Below are 13,823 nucleotides of genomic sequence, written 5' to 3' on the forward strand. Positions count from 1 at the left end.
GAAGACGGGTCCGAAGGCAACTTCGGGCCCGTTTTTTTATCTGTCGTTCAGGGGGCCGGATTAATCAGCGAGGTGAGGATGTGATCCTCCCAGCGGCCATTGATCATCAGATATGCCCGCGCGAATCCCTCCCGCTCGAAACCGAGCCGCTCCAGCAAGGCGCCACTGCGCTGATTGGCAGGCATATAGCAAGCCATGATGCGATGCAGATCGTGCTCCCGAAACAGGTAGTCGATGGCGGCTGACAGCACCTCTCTCATCACTCCCTGCCCTTGATGCTGCTGGTCGATGGCGTAGCCCAGATGACACGCTTTGAAGACCCCCATCAGGATATTGCTGAAGTTGCAGGTGGCGATCACCCGCTCGCCAGCCGGATCGATGGCCACCAGATTGACGCCGGTGCCGTTGAAGAACTGGCTGTAGCTGTCCTGCAGCCGGGCATGCCAGTAAGAGAGGGTGTAAAAGTGCTCGTCCCGAAGCGGCTCCCAGGGGGTGAGATGGTCACGGTTGCGCCGGTAGAAGTCGAGCATCATGGGGGCCTGATCCGGCGACAGTATGGTCAGGTGGGTGCGGGCCGTCTTGATATGTGGCAGCGCCATCAGGACTCCCTCTGCCTTAACCACTCATCGCGCAGCAGGCTGTAGTGGGCATGGTCCACAATCCGGTTGCCCAGCCGCTCTGCGCGCCGGGTCACCCCCTCAAGCTGCATCCCGAGCCGTTCACAAACAGCCCTGCTGGGCTCGTTATCGGTGGCGGCGCTGATCTCCACCTTCTCCATCCCCATCTCTTCGAAGGCGTGGTGGATCAGGGCCTGACAGGCACGGGTGATGATGCCGTTACCCTGCCAGCGCTCCACCAGCCAGTAGCCGATGACCACCTTGCCAAGGTCGTGATCGATGCTGTTGTAACCTATGACTCCCACCACCTCCCCCTGATACTCGATGGCGGTGGTGAGCCCCTCGCCCCGGGCGAACTTCTCGATGGCACTGCGAATGAAGAGGGCGCTGTCAACGGGGCGCTGGATCAGTGGCGGCCAGGGTAGCCACTGGGAGAGGTACTCCCGGTTGTCATTGCAGAGGGCAAACAGTTCGCTCGCCATATCGGGCTGCAAGAAGAGCAGCGCAAGCTCGTCGTCCAACTGCCATGAAAACATGGGATTCTCCTTTCAAATCAGTGATCAAATAGCGAACCAGCCACCCAATGTAGCCAATCGCCACTGGCCGCGCCAGCCACTTTTACGGCCCCCCTCCGGCAGGCTTCGCAGAGGGTGACAGCGCACGTACTCTCCTCCCTCAAAAGAGGAGGGTGGGAGTCTGAAACCGGATAATGCTCTCCACATGACGCCGATAAATGCCCCCCAAACGGCACTTTGGCAGATCCTGCTACCCCTTTGTGCTGCGCTGTCACTTTTGACAGGGGGCACTTTCCCCCACCGGCACTAGCTTCAAAACGCCCGACCTTCGGTCGGTTTATCAACCTCATCGATTTAAGGAAAGAAGAGATGAATAAAATTTATCTGGCCGTTGCGCTGGCCTGCTGGGGAAGCGCCGCACTGGCGGCGCAAGAGGTAGAGATCAACGTAACGGCAAACGGCATCCGGGCCATGACAGGCCTCAGTGCCGCGAGTGGTACCTTGCAGCTGGAAGATGGCGAGTTTCGTCAGGTGCGGGTGGTCAAGCTGCCCAATGGCCAGCAGCGGATCCGCTACGAGCAGGTCTGGAACGGCATCCCGGTAATGGGTCAGGTGGTGGTAGCTGACAAGAGCCTGAACGGCCAGCTGCAACAGGCCAGCGGGCGCATGCTGCGCCAGATCGATCAGGATGTGGCAAGCCCGGTCGCCACCCTCTCGCCACAGGATGCCGCCAGCAAGGCCAAGGCGGGCAGCAAGGGGAGCAACGAGCAGGTCAAACTCTACGTGATGCAGGATGAGAACGGGCTGGCCCGGCTGGTTTATCAGGTCTCCTTCATCGCCGAAGGTGACAAGCCGAGCCGCCCCTTCGTCATTCTTGATGCCCAGAGCGGTGAGGAGCTCAAACGCTGGGAGGGGATCAACCACAAGGACGCCAGCGGCCCGGGGGGCAACATCAAGACCGGCAAATACGTCTACGGCACCGACTTTGGCCCGCTCATCGTGGATGACAACTGCCGGATGACCAGCCCCAACGTCGATACCATCAACCTCAACCACGCCACCTCAGGCGGTGCCATCCACCAGTTCACCTGCCCGGAGAACCGGGTCAAGGAGATCAACGGCGCCTATTCGCCCCTCAACGACGCCCACTACTTCGGCAACGTGGTGTTCGACATGTACCGCAACTGGTACAACACGGCGCCCCTCACCTTCAAACTGAAGATGCGGGTTCACTACAGCAAGAATTACGAGAACGCCTTCTGGGATGGCAGCCAGATGACCTTCGGTGACGGCGCTACCACCTTCCACCCGCTGGTGAGCCTTGATGTGGCGGCTCACGAGGTGAGCCACGGCTTTACCGAACAGAACTCCGGGCTGATCTATTCAGGACAATCCGGCGGCATCAACGAGGCCTTCTCCGATATGGCGGGTGAAGCGGCCGAGTTCTACATGAAGGGGAGCAACGACTGGCTGGTCGGCGCCCAGATCTTCAAGGGCAACGGCTCCCTGCGCTACTTCGAGGATCCGACCCGGGATGGCAGGTCCATCGGCCATGCGGCGGATTATCAGGAGGGGATGGATGTACACCACAGCTCCGGGGTCTATAACCGCGCCTTCTACCTGCTCGCCACCAGCAGTGGCTGGAACACCCGCAAGGCATTTGAAGTCTTCTTGCTGGCCAACCGCCTCTACTGGGGCGCCAACACCAACTATCAGCAAGGGGCCTGCGGCGTCAGCCGGGCGACCGCCGATCTGGGTTACAGTCAGGCGGATGTGGCACGGGCCTTCCAGACCGTCGGGGTCGATGCCAGCTGCGGCAGCACGCCGCCACCGAGCGACAACGTGCTGCAAAACGGCGTGCCGGTGAGCAACCTCGCCGCCAGCAAGGGTGGCAAACTCAACTACACCCTGAACGTACCGGCGGGCACCAGGTCGCTGCAGATCAGCAGCAGCGGCGGTACCGGTGATGCCGACCTCTACGTCCGCTTTGGCAGCGCCCCCACCAGCAGCAGTTACGACTGCCGCCCCTACAAGGGGGGCAATAACGAAAGCTGCTCGTTCACCAATCCCAAGGCGGGCACCTGGCATGTGCAGCTGTCAGGGTTTGCAGCGTTCAGTGGCGTGACCCTCAAGGCCAGCTACTGATCCACCCGGTGCGGGCCTTGTCCCGCATCGCTCTACTCATTGCGCCACCGTTTCGCCAGCGTGCGGGCGGTGGCCAACACGGTTTCCCGGGCCGGGTTGGGCCGCTTGCCACCTCGCCAAGCCATCATCACATCCCAATGCTCTTGCGGCAGATTGCGCACATCGAGCCTGACCAGCCGCCCCACCTCCAGATCCCGCTTGATGGCCAGCTCCGGCATCAGGGTGATAAACCCGTGTTCCAGCGCCAGATCCCGCGCCGCACTGGCGGGCTGCACCGCATGCAGGGGGCTGGCGGCCCGCCGCAGCCGCCGCAACTGCTGGATAAAGACGTCACACCCCGGCCCCCATACCTGAGGCGCCAGCCGCTGGTCGGCAATATCCTCCAGGGTGAGGCCGTGACAACCGGCCAGCGGATGCAATGGCGAGGCGATAGCGATAATGGGGGAGCAGCAGAGCAGCTCCATCTGCAGGCCAGCAACCGGCGGGCGCTTGAGTACAAAGCCGATATCGGCCTCCCCGGTCAGCAGCGACTGCATGATCTCGCCGGAGTGATCCGTGGTGCAGCGGATTTCGAACGGCTCGTCCACCAGCTCCATCAATAGCGAGCCAAACACCACCGAAGTGAGGGATGGCAGGCTGGAGAGACGGATACAAGGTAGCGCAGGCGCCCCCTGCAGTGCCAGCCGCCCTTCGCTCAGGATCGCCAGCGCAGAGCGGGCCGATGGCAGAAACTCCTCGCAGGCACGGGTCGGCGTCACCCCGCGCCGATGACGCTGAAACAGCGGCGCCCCGAGGCTCTCCTCCAGCTGGGCAATCCGCTGGCTCACGAGCGGCTGTGACCAGCCACGAATGGCCGCCGCCTGACTGAAGCTGCCCAGCTCGGCCACATCCAGCAGCAGTTGCAGATCGTCCAGATCCATAGACATAAATAATCCTGATATGAAATATAGGTAGTTGTCGTCTACCACTATATCTAAACCCTCTCCAGAATGAAGGTATCTGTGAATGAGAGGGCGTTATGGTCGATAGGGCGAGGTTTTGGGGGCGTTGGTTTCTGGCGCTGGATACCACACTGGTGATCCTGGGTTTCTTTGTGGTGATGCCGATGATCAGCCTGCGCTTCGTCGATCAACTCGGCTGGGCGGCCGGTCTGGTGGGGCTGGCCCTCGGCCTGCGCCAGCTGACCCAGCAGGGACTGGGGATCTTCGGCGGCTCCCTCGCTGACCGCTTTGGCGCCCGCCCGCTCATCGTCACCGGCATGCTGTTGCGCGCCGTCGGCTTTGCCACCCTGGCCTGGGCCGACAGCGGTGCCATGCTGATCTTCTCCTGCTTCCTCTCCGGACTGGGCGGTTGCCTGTTTGACCCGCCACGGGCCGCACTGGTGATCAAATTTACCCGTCCCCATGAACGGGGCCGCTTTATCTCCCTGCTGATGATGCTGGAGAGCGCGGGAGCCGTCACCGGTGCCCTGCTAGGCAGCTGGCTGCTGCGCTTTGACTTCACCTATGTCTGCCTGCTGGGTGCCGGGCTCTTCACCCTGGCGGCCCTGTGCAACTGGACCCTGTTGCCCGCCTACCGCCTCTCGGTCAAACCGACTCCGATGCGGGAAGGGTTGGGGCAGGTGCTGGCGGATCGCGCCTTCTGCCGACTGGTGCTGATCCTGAGCGGCTACTACATGCTGTGGGTACAGGTGATGCTGATTTTCCCCATTCTGGTCAAGCAGCTCTCTGGCACCACCACGGCAGTGGGCTGGATGTACAGCCTGGAAACGGCGCTGTCACTGGCGCTGCTCTACCCTATCGCCCGTTTCAGCGAGCGGCGCTATCGGCTGGAGAGCAGGCTGATGGCGGGTATCCTGCTGATGACGGTGGGGATCGGGCTGGTCGCTTTCGTCAACACCCTCTCCGGCATCTTCGTGCTGCTGGCCTGCTTCTATCTGGGGATCATCATCTGCGAACCGGCCCGGGAGACCCTGATGACCCGGCTTGCCAACCCCACAGCCCGCGGCAGCTACATGGGCTTCAGCCGCCTCGGGCTGGCGCTGGGGGGCATGACCGGCTACGTGGGCGGCGGCTCCCTCTATGACTTCTCGCTGCAACAGGGACAACCTGCCCTCCCCTGGCTGGTGCTGGGCACCATAGGCGTCGCCACCATGTTGCTGCTCGCCCGCTGCTTCTCCCGCCGCCCGGAGCTGACCATCAGAGCCGCCGCCTGACGCCCCCCTGCCTACGGCAGCCCCGCCAACGGTGCTGCAGCTTACCCCATATTCTGCAAGCCATCACAGCAAAAGGTTGCGAATTACAACTTTTACGCTATTTTAGTTGTCATGCACAACTAAAAAGGAAACCACGATATGGATCCCCGTCCCCTGCGCGCCCTGTCGCGCGATCTGGTTCGCGAACTCGGCATGCTCTCCCAGCAGTGCGGCAATCTGGCCCTCACCCCCATCGAGGCTCACCTGCTGATCGAGCTGGAAAACGCCCCGGCCACCAATCAGCAGCTGGCAGAAAAGCTGCACATCGACAAATCCAACGCCAGCCGTCCGCTGGCACGCCTCGCCGAGCGGGAGCTTATCAGCTGGCACCCGCACCCCTCCGACGGCCGCAGCAAGGAGGCCCGCCTCACCGTCAACGGTCAGGGGATGCTGCTGGAGTTGCACCGGGAGATGGACGGGGCGATGGAAGAGATGCTGGCGCAGTTGAGCCTGCCCGAGCGGGAGCAGTTGTGGCAAGGGTTACGTCTCTATCGCAGCGCCCTCTCCCGCGCCCGTCGCCAGCGGGGTTACCAGATCCGCCCCATCACGGCGGCGGACAATGCCCAGATCGCCTTGGTGATCCGCGCCGTCTCGGCCGAATATGGCCTCACCGCCGACAAAGGGTATGGGGTCTCGGATCCCAATCTCGACACCCTCTCCCAGAGCTATCAGGGGGAGAAGAGCCGCTACTGGGTTATCGAAGGGCCGGACGGTTCCATCCTCGGCGGTGGTGGTATCGCGCCATTGGCAGGAGAAGAGGGAGTCTGCGAGCTGCAGAAGATGTACTTTATGCCCGCCCTGCGCGGACTGGGCCTTGGCAAGCGGCTGGTGTTGCAGGCACTGGACGAGGCGCGCGCACTTGGTTATCAGCGCTGCTATCTGGAAACGACCGAGGTCTTGCGCGAAGCCACCAGCCTCTATGAATCACTGGGCTTTGAACATCTGCCTGGCCCCCTTGGCTGCACCGGCCACGGGGATTGCGAGATCTGCATGGTGCTGACACTTGGGTAGCCCCCCCCCTCATCCCCAGCCCTTCTCCCGCAAGGGGAGAAGGGGGCAAAACACTTCCGCGATCTTTCAGGAAGACCTCCGATGGTTCCCTCTCCCTCCGGGAGAGGGCTAGGGTGAGGGCTGCTTGCGACTGGTATATGCTGAACCATTCCCCCCTGCATCCCTCCTTAAACAGGCAAAACGGCACAAAACAAGAGACCCCGCCGAAGCGGGGTCTCTTTGATTATCTGCCAATAAGCAAACCAGCGGTGATCAGTGCTCGCGAGTCTGGCGGAACTCGACGTCCGGGTGGCGCTCCTGGGCCAGGCGCAGGTTGACCATGGTCGGTGCGATATAGGTGAGGTTGTCACCGCCATCGAGGGCCAGGTTGACCTCGTTCTTGCGCTTGAACTCTTCGAACTTCTTGACGTCGGTCCCTTCCACCCAGCGGGCGGTGGAGACGTTGACCGCCTCGTAGATGGCCTCGACGTTGTACTCGCTCTTCAGACGAGAAACCACCACGTCAAACTGCAGCACACCGACCGCACCGACGATGAGATCGTTGCTGATCAGCGGACGGAACACCTGTACCGCCCCCTCTTCGGAGAGCTGGACCAACCCCTTGAGCAGCTGCTTCTGCTTGAGCGGATCGCGCAGGCGGATGCGGCGGAACAGTTCCGGTGCGAAGTTCGGGATACCGGTGAACTTGAGATCCTCACCCTGGGTGAAGGTGTCGCCGATCTGGATGGTACCGTGGTTGTGCAGACCGATGATGTCACCGGCGAAGGCGTCTTCCGCCTGCTCACGGTCACCGGCCATAAAGGTCACGGCGTCGGAGATGTTCACATCCTTGCCGATACGCACGTGGCGCATCTTCATGCCCTTGGAATAGGTGCCTGACACGATACGCATAAAAGCGATACGGTCACGGTGTTTCGGATCCATGTTTGCCTGGATCTTGAACACGAAGCCGGAGAACTTCTCCTCGGTCGCCACCACTTCGCGGCTCTCGGCCTTGCGCGGCATGGGAGACGGCGCCCAGTCGGTCAGGCCATCCAGCATGTGGTCAACACCGAAGTTGCCAAGCGCAGTACCGAAGAAGACCGGGGTCATCTCGCCAGCGATAAAGGCATCGTGATCGAACTCGGGGGAGGCGCCCTGCACCAGCTCCAGCTCGTCGCGCAGTTGCTGGGCCAGATCTTCGCCGACGGCGGCATCCAGATCCGGGTTGTTCAGCCCCTTGACCACCCGCTTCTCCTGGATGGTGTGGCCCTGACCGCTCTGATAGAGATAGGTCTCGTCCTTGTAGAGGTGATAGACCCCCTTGAAGGATTTACCGCAGCCGATGGGCCAGGTGATGGGGGCGCACATGATCTTCAGCTCGCGCTCCACCTCATCCATCACTTCCATCGGGTCACGCACTTCACGGTCCAGCTTGTTCATGAAGGTGAGGATGGGAGTATCACGCAGGCGGGTCACTTCCATCAGCTTGCGGGTCCGGTCTTCAACACCCTTGGCGGCGTCGATGACCATCAGGCAGCAGTCGACCGCCGTCAGGGTACGGTAGGTATCTTCAGAGAAGTCCTCGTGGCCCGGGGTGTCGAGCAGGTTGACCAGACAATCGGCATAGGGAAACTGCATCACCGAGGTGGTGATGGAGATACCACGCTGCTTCTCCATCTCCATCCAGTCGGATTTGGCGTGCTGGCCCGAGCCACGGCCCTTGACGGTACCGGCGCGCTGAATGGCCTGTCCGAACAGCAGGACTTTCTCGGTGATGGTGGTTTTACCCGCATCCGGGTGCGAAATGATCGCAAAAGTGCGTCTCTTGGAGACTTCACTCAGAAATTCAGCTGACATAATTCAACGTTCTTCTATTGAGCGGTGGCATCGGCCACCGTGGGAATAAATCCGGAATGCCGCTCACGGCACATGTATACGCAACGAAAGCCACGCCAGCTGGCGTTTTGCCAACCTGGTGGAGAGAGGGAGGAGGGTTGCGTTACATGGGTCTTCTCGCCTGAGTCAAAGCAAAATTGCGCGACATTATACCCGCGCGAGTGAAAAATACCCAGTCCGTCAGTCGTCTGTTTCCACCCGGTTGCGCCCGGCCCCTTTTGCCCGGTAGAGAGCCTCATCCGCACGCCGGATCAACGCGGCCAGATCCTGATCATCATCGCGCTGGCAGGCACACCCGATGCTGATGGTCACCGGATGGGACAAACCGGGCAACGCCCGTTGGCCGACCCTGGCGCGGATCCGCTCAGCCAAACGGGACGCCTCCTCCAGCCCCGTCTCCGGCAGCAGTGCCAAAAACTCCTCTCCACCGGTACGGCCCAGCAGATCCTGCTGCCGCAACTCTCTTGCCACCATTCTGGATACCCACTGCAGTACCCGATCTCCCTGATGATGACCCAGCGAATCGTTGATCCGCTTGAAGTGATCGATATCAAAAAGCAGCAGAGAAAAGGGCATTCGCTGCCTGCGGGCCAGCTCAAAGTGCTCGCGCCCATCCACCAGCACCCGACGCCGGTTATCGATGCCGGTCAGCTCATCGGTAAAGGCCAACCGATGCATCCGACGATTGCGCTCCAGCAACCACCTCATCGTCAGCAGAGCCACTCCACCGCAGAGCACCATCACCACCAGCAACCAGAAGCGACGCTCCTTGATCTGCGCCAGCTCCTGCCGCTGCAACTGCTGCTCGACCCGCAACCGCTTGTTCTCTTCCGCCTGGCGGGTCAGTTCAAACTGGCCGCGCACCCAGGCTGTACTCTGCTCTCGCTGCATCTGGTCGAGGCGCTGCTCTTGCACCAAATGATCCCGCAAGGCCGCCAGCGCAGCCGGATAGTCCCCTTGCAGCTCGAATGCTTCGCTGCGCACTGCGTAGAGATCCATCAGGTAACGAGTGTGCCCCTCAGCCTTCAGGATCGGTTCAATCTTCGCCAGTGCGCTCAAGGCCGGGGCCGGATCCCGCATTTTCACCTGCAGTTTGGCCATTACCAGCTCGAGATGGGCGTGGAGGATAGGATCAACTTCAGGGGTGAGCACGCCTGCTGCCTGCGCCAGCAAGCGTCCGGCCTGCTCCAGGCGCGCCAGACCGAGCAGAGCCTCCGCCAGCATCACTTGACGATCCGCATGTTCAATCCGGTACTCGGGTTGTTGCAAAAAGGCGAGACTACGTTCGAGCTCCTGCTGCGCTTCCTGATAGCGCCCCGTCTCCAGATAGACCAGAGCCAGCTGCTCTCTCATCCTGGCCAAACCGAACCCGTCATGGTTGTGGGCAAAGTGTTCATGCAACCGGTTCAGGGTAGTGAGAGCCTCGGCATAGAGACCCATGCGGCGAAACGCGGCGGCAATCTCGAGCTGCGCCCGGTTATACCAGGTGGTCAATCCCAACCGTTCGTAGATGTCGTGCGCCCTAGTGAGATCCACCAGCCCCTGCCCTGACGCCCCCTGAAACGACAACATGGCTCCCCGGTGGGACAGCGCCAGCGCCTCCAGCTTGAGCACAGCGGCCTCCCCTGCCAACCGCAGCCCCTCATCATAATCCCGACGGGCTTGTGCCACCTCGCCGAGCAGCTGATTGAACCAGCCACGACAGATGAGCAACTCGGCAATGGCTGCGTCATCTCCCCGTTGTTGAGCCAGCACCAGTTGGCTATCGGCATACGCAATCGCACGGCGAGACGCCTGGATGTCATCGGCAGATTGGGCCCAGCAAGCCAGACGACTGATCCGCATCAGCTGGGACGGTGGATAGTCGCTGCCATCCCGCAGCAAGCGAGCAACGCGCTCCCGCAGCAACTCGATAGGCTGATGGACCTGCTCCATCTCCTCCAGTTCATTTTCCAACTGCTCGGGGGACAAGGGTCTGGCTGCCAGCCCGAATACCGCCAGCAACAGCAGCAAGGCAAGTCGGCTCATAAACACTCCGGATGAATGGGGAAAGAGCAGCAGGCGACCCGATACCGGAAAATCACCCTGTAACAACGGCTGTAAAGGCTACCGCAAGGAGAGAGGACTTGAATGGGTTTCATCTCACATTTTACAGCAATATCATAACGTTGGAATGAGGAGGGGGATACAGAGCGAAAGAGGGGGCTGGCTCCCTCCCGGTAACTAATGATGCTGCCAGCGCCGCAGTAGCCGGCCGCGCAGACCGCAATCGAGCAGCCAGCTGTTGTCAAAGACACGCAACAGTGCCGGTTTGGCGTGCCGGGACATGGCCACTGCGTGAAAGCGGGTCTGGCGCTGGCGATAGCGGTTCATCTGCTCGAGCAAGGCATGGGGCAGACTCTGAGCGATAAAGTCCGAGATAACCAGCACATCCGCCTTGGCAAAAGCGGGCTCATCGAGTTTGACCAGCGCCTTCTCCAGACAAGGCACCAGATCGGTACCACCGTGAAAGCTCATGGAGAGGAAGCGCTCCGCCTTGTCCAGTCCGGTATCGGCGGTGATCTCAAGGGTCGCCACCTCGGTAGAGAAGAGCATCAGGTAGCAACCGCGCTTCTCATCCATCGCCACCTTGAGCAGCGCAAGAAAGAGTGCCTTGGCACACTCCTCGGGATAGCCCCCCATGGAGCCGGAGGTATCGACACAGACGATAAAGGGGCCCCGCTGCTGCAACTGCTGCCCCCCCTGCTCCGGGGTGCGCAGCATAATGCGCTGGCGCGGCAAGGTGCCGCGTGACTGGTAACTGAGCAGGCGCCGCTCCAGATAGCGGCGGTAGAACTCCAGCTCCAGCTCCGGCAGCCCCAGCATCACCGCCTCGCTTGGCAGTAGCCGCATCAGGTCGCTCGCCTGGTGGATGCCCACCAGGTCGTCCGGCACATCGTCGCTGGGGGCGGGCTCCAGCTCCAGCACCTGAACCGGTGGCACCGGCTGCTCCTGCGCCCGGCGATCCCGCTCGCTGCGCCCGAGAAGAGCGGCAATCTCCGCCAGCAAGGGCTCGCGCTGCAACATACGGGCGTATTGCTTGACCAGCACCAGACTGCGTTTGTGCCAGTGCCCCTGCGCCAGATCCCAAAGACCACCGGCTGAGATCTGGTTCGGATCGAGGGCATCGGCCAGGGTGCGGCTCGCCAGCAGCTGATCTTCAATCTCCTGACGCTGCTTCTCCCGCTCCGCCTCGGCGATCTGCTGCTGCAGTTGCAGCAGGCTCCCCACCAGACTGGCACGCCACTTGTCGATAAAGAGCTGGCGCAGCCCCTCGGTGGGGTGAGCCATCAGCTGGCGAACCAGCGAACGGGCCTCACCGGCAAAGGGGCTGTAGTGATCCAGCGACTCCAGCAGGGCGGGCAGGCGACCAATCAGCTCGGTCATCGGCAACTGCCGGTGCGCCTGATAGAGCAGGTACTCCTGCTCCAGCGCCACCGGCACCGGCTTGTGACGGATCTCCTCGCCAAGCTGCTCACCCCAGCTCTGCAGGCGCTTTTTCAGCAGCTTGCCCTGCAGCGGGGAGCGTTTGATAAATTCGGAGATCTTAGGCGACGCAGCAAGCAAAAGTGCCACCTCCCCTGCCAGCTCCCCTTCACCGATCAGGAGCCCCAGATCCAACATGCCAATCTCAAGCATGAGCGATCCTTACTCGTCCAGCCTTGGCAACCGCTCGCGCCACTGTGTCAGCTCGCCGCGCAGCAGTTCAAGATCCCGGCTCAGCACGAAGAAGCTGTCCTCCACCTGTTGCAGCCAGCGCTGGGCAATAAAGAGGTGCTGCCGATGACGATCGAACAGAGTACGCTGCTGTTTAAGCTCCAGTACCACCTTGCCAACCTGGGCAAGCAGCTCATCAAGCGCTTGCAGCCAGGGCGCCAGCACCACCTCGGGGATGGCGTTGCGCTCCATCAATACCAGCGGGATCTGCTGGCGCTGGATATCGAGCACCTGCAGGCGCAGCTCATCGTCAAGTACCAGCTCGTAGTGTCCCTCTTTCGGGTTGCCATATTGATAACCCACCAGCGCCTCGCCGGTCGGATGCCAATGGGAAAGCAGGGTACGATCGAACACCAGGGTGCTGGTGAGACGCTCGGGATCGCTGCCATCCAGCGGGGCCGGGGTGAGCAGATGGAAGTGCACCTGCTTGCCAAAGGGTCTGGCGTTGGCGAGCGGGATCTCGATCCCCCTCGCCCGTCTGCCAAACCACTGCTTGCGCTTGCGCGCCTTGCAGCAGAGACGCTGGGCCACGCCCTGTTTGAGCTGTTTGAATTGATCCCGCAGGGCAAGCAGCTGGCGGGTCAAGGCCAGTTGCTGATAACCGTAGAGACGGGAGAACTCGGTCATCATCTCCAGCAGGGCGGTGCGGGACTCCTCGTCGTGCCAGAGACAATCCTTGAACAGCAGCAGATCTACCGGTGCGACCTCATCGCGGCCATTGAAGAAGGCGCTCGCCTTGATGAGCCGTACCGCCTTCTTCCAGCGGCGATCCGACACATAACAGCGATGGGCCAGCTGGCTGTCTAGCTGCTGGCGCAGCTGATAGATAAGTTCGAAACAGGCATCCGGCAGGCGCACCTGCTCAATCTGGCTCTGCCACTGCTCGTACTCATCCCCCCGGATCTGCAGGGATTCCGGCAGATTCTGGTGGGCGTGACCGTCGCTGGCCAGCATGGATTGAAAGTTGGCTTTCTCCTGCACCCGGTCCATCCAGATCCGCACCAGCATCCGGTCGTAGAGCGCTTCCAGCCCGCTGTCCGGCGCCGGCAGCTCGTTGGAGGCGGTCACCAGCAGCCGCATGGGGATGGGATGCTGGCTATCACCATTGCGGAACTGCCGTTCGTTGATGGCGGTGAGCAGGGTGTTGAGAATGGCGGGACCCGCCTTCCAGATCTCGTCGAGGAACACCACCTCAGCCTCCGGCAGATAGCCGGCAGTGAGGCGCAGGTATTTGCCATCCTCTTTCAGCGCCTGAATGGAGAGGGGGCCAAATACCTCCTCCGGTGTGCTGAAACGGGTCATCAGATATTCAAAGTGGCGGGCGTCGTGAAAGGCCAGCTTGAGGCGACGGGCAATCAGACTCTTGGCGATACCGGGTGGCCCCAGCAAGAAGACACTCTCACCGCTGAGGGCTGCCAGCAGACCGAGGCGCAGGGCATCCTGCCGTTCATAAAGCCCCTCACCAAGGGCTGCCAGCAGCCGGGGCAGGCGCTCCTGGATGGGAATAAGACGCGCAGGGTTCTGGGCTTGAGCTAAAGACGACATAGAGAGTGTTCCGAAGCTGGGATGATGTTAGCCCCAAGGCGTGATATCCATTTGCTCGACCTTGGGTTTTGTCTTGTTATGATGTTTATTCTGGTATCTCTT

The 13,823-nt window shown here is 61.5% G+C and carries 10 protein-coding genes; 3 read left to right on the top strand and 7 right to left on the bottom strand.

All coding sequences use genetic code 11. The features are described 5' to 3' along the window. Positions 1 to 47: 47 nt before the first annotated feature. The gene (gene rimJ / locus G5229_RS08380) at positions 48 to 599 is read right to left on the bottom strand and encodes a ribosomal protein S5-alanine N-acetyltransferase (RefSeq protein WP_421208950.1); all 552 of its coding nucleotides are present in this window, start codon (positions 597 to 599) and stop codon (positions 48 to 50) included. Further along, on the bottom strand, positions 599 to 1,153 hold the full coding sequence (locus tag G5229_RS08385; RefSeq protein ID WP_042053389.1) for a GNAT family N-acetyltransferase: 555 nt from the start codon (positions 1,151 to 1,153) through the stop codon (positions 599 to 601). The genes rimJ and G5229_RS08385 overlap by 1 nt, the downstream gene beginning before the upstream one ends. A gap of 348 nt (positions 1,154 to 1,501) precedes the next feature. On the opposite strand from G5229_RS08385, the gene G5229_RS08390 reads away from it, so the two are divergent. Further along, positions 1,502 to 3,277, top strand: a complete 1,776-nt coding sequence (locus G5229_RS08390) for a M4 family metallopeptidase (RefSeq protein ID WP_266134775.1) — start codon at positions 1,502 to 1,504, stop codon at positions 3,275 to 3,277. A gap of 32 nt (positions 3,278 to 3,309) precedes the next feature. On the opposite strand, the gene G5229_RS08395 is transcribed toward G5229_RS08390, so the two are convergent. Further along, complete coding sequence (locus G5229_RS08395) at positions 3,310 to 4,203, bottom strand: LysR family transcriptional regulator (RefSeq protein ID WP_005349020.1); 894 nt, start codon at positions 4,201 to 4,203, stop codon at positions 3,310 to 3,312. Between the two features lie 92 nt (positions 4,204 to 4,295). On the opposite strand from G5229_RS08395, the gene mdtH reads away from it, so the two are divergent. After that, positions 4,296 to 5,492 (top strand): multidrug efflux MFS transporter MdtH, encoded by a 1,197-nt coding sequence (gene mdtH / locus G5229_RS08400; protein WP_266134774.1) that lies wholly within the window; start codon positions 4,296 to 4,298, stop codon positions 5,490 to 5,492. A 138-nt stretch (positions 5,493 to 5,630) separates the two neighbouring features. Then, on the top strand, positions 5,631 to 6,542 hold the full coding sequence (locus G5229_RS08405) for a bifunctional helix-turn-helix transcriptional regulator/GNAT family N-acetyltransferase (RefSeq protein ID WP_110304085.1): 912 nt from the start codon (positions 5,631 to 5,633) through the stop codon (positions 6,540 to 6,542). A 252-nt stretch (positions 6,543 to 6,794) separates the two neighbouring features. Here G5229_RS08405 and prfC read toward each other — a convergent pair whose 3' ends face one another. The 4 genes from prfC to G5229_RS08425 form a co-directional block, all read right to left on the bottom strand. Beyond that, positions 6,795 to 8,381 carry a peptide chain release factor 3 gene (gene prfC / locus G5229_RS08410; protein ID WP_005340517.1) on the bottom strand — a complete coding sequence of 529 codons (1,587 nt, stop codon included), beginning with the start codon at positions 8,379 to 8,381 and terminating at the stop codon, positions 6,795 to 6,797. A 219-nt stretch (positions 8,382 to 8,600) separates the two neighbouring features. Next, on the bottom strand, positions 8,601 to 10,448 hold the full coding sequence (locus G5229_RS08415) for a tetratricopeptide repeat-containing diguanylate cyclase (protein ID WP_319919484.1): 1,848 nt from the start codon (positions 10,446 to 10,448) through the stop codon (positions 8,601 to 8,603). Positions 10,449 to 10,643: 195 nt separating this feature from the next. After that, on the bottom strand, positions 10,644 to 12,098 hold the full coding sequence (gene viaA, locus G5229_RS08420) for an ATPase RavA stimulator ViaA (protein ID WP_216952886.1): 1,455 nt from the start codon (positions 12,096 to 12,098) through the stop codon (positions 10,644 to 10,646). Positions 12,099 to 12,107: 9 nt separating this feature from the next. After that, entirely contained in the window at positions 12,108 to 13,721 is a 1,614-nt protein-coding gene (locus tag G5229_RS08425) for an ATPase RavA domain-containing protein (protein ID WP_227341929.1), read from the bottom strand. Between the last annotated feature and the right edge of the window lie 102 nt (positions 13,722 to 13,823).

Origin of the sequence: Aeromonas sp. 602396 (genome assembly GCF_049173735.1) — a bacterium.
In the GTDB taxonomy this organism is placed as follows: Bacteria; Pseudomonadota; Gammaproteobacteria; order Enterobacterales; family Aeromonadaceae; genus Aeromonas; species Aeromonas veronii_A.

Excerpts from the sequence above, each read along its gene's own strand:
- G5229_RS08415 (WP_319919484.1), bottom strand. The coding sequence starts at position 10,448 with ATGAGCCGACTTGCCTTGCTGCTGTTGCTGGCGGTATTCGGGCTGGCA.
- viaA (WP_216952886.1), bottom strand. The coding sequence starts at position 12,098 with ATGCTTGAGATTGGCATGTTGGATCTGGGGCTCCTGATCGGTGAAGGG.
- G5229_RS08405 (WP_110304085.1), top strand. The coding sequence starts at position 5,631 with ATGGATCCCCGTCCCCTGCGCGCCCTGTCGCGCGATCTGGTTCGCGAA.
- G5229_RS08425 (WP_227341929.1), bottom strand. The coding sequence starts at position 13,721 with ATGTCGTCTTTAGCTCAAGCCCAGAACCCTGCGCGTCTTATTCCCATC.
- mdtH (WP_266134774.1), top strand. The coding sequence starts at position 4,296 with ATGGTCGATAGGGCGAGGTTTTGGGGGCGTTGGTTTCTGGCGCTGGAT.
- G5229_RS08390 (WP_266134775.1), top strand. The coding sequence starts at position 1,502 with ATGAATAAAATTTATCTGGCCGTTGCGCTGGCCTGCTGGGGAAGCGCC.
- rimJ (WP_421208950.1), bottom strand. The coding sequence starts at position 599 with ATGGCGCTGCCACATATCAAGACGGCCCGCACCCACCTGACCATACTG.
- prfC (WP_005340517.1), bottom strand. The coding sequence starts at position 8,381 with ATGTCAGCTGAATTTCTGAGTGAAGTCTCCAAGAGACGCACTTTTGCG.
- G5229_RS08395 (WP_005349020.1), bottom strand. The coding sequence starts at position 4,203 with ATGTCTATGGATCTGGACGATCTGCAACTGCTGCTGGATGTGGCCGAG.
- G5229_RS08385 (WP_042053389.1), bottom strand. The coding sequence starts at position 1,153 with ATGTTTTCATGGCAGTTGGACGACGAGCTTGCGCTGCTCTTCTTGCAG.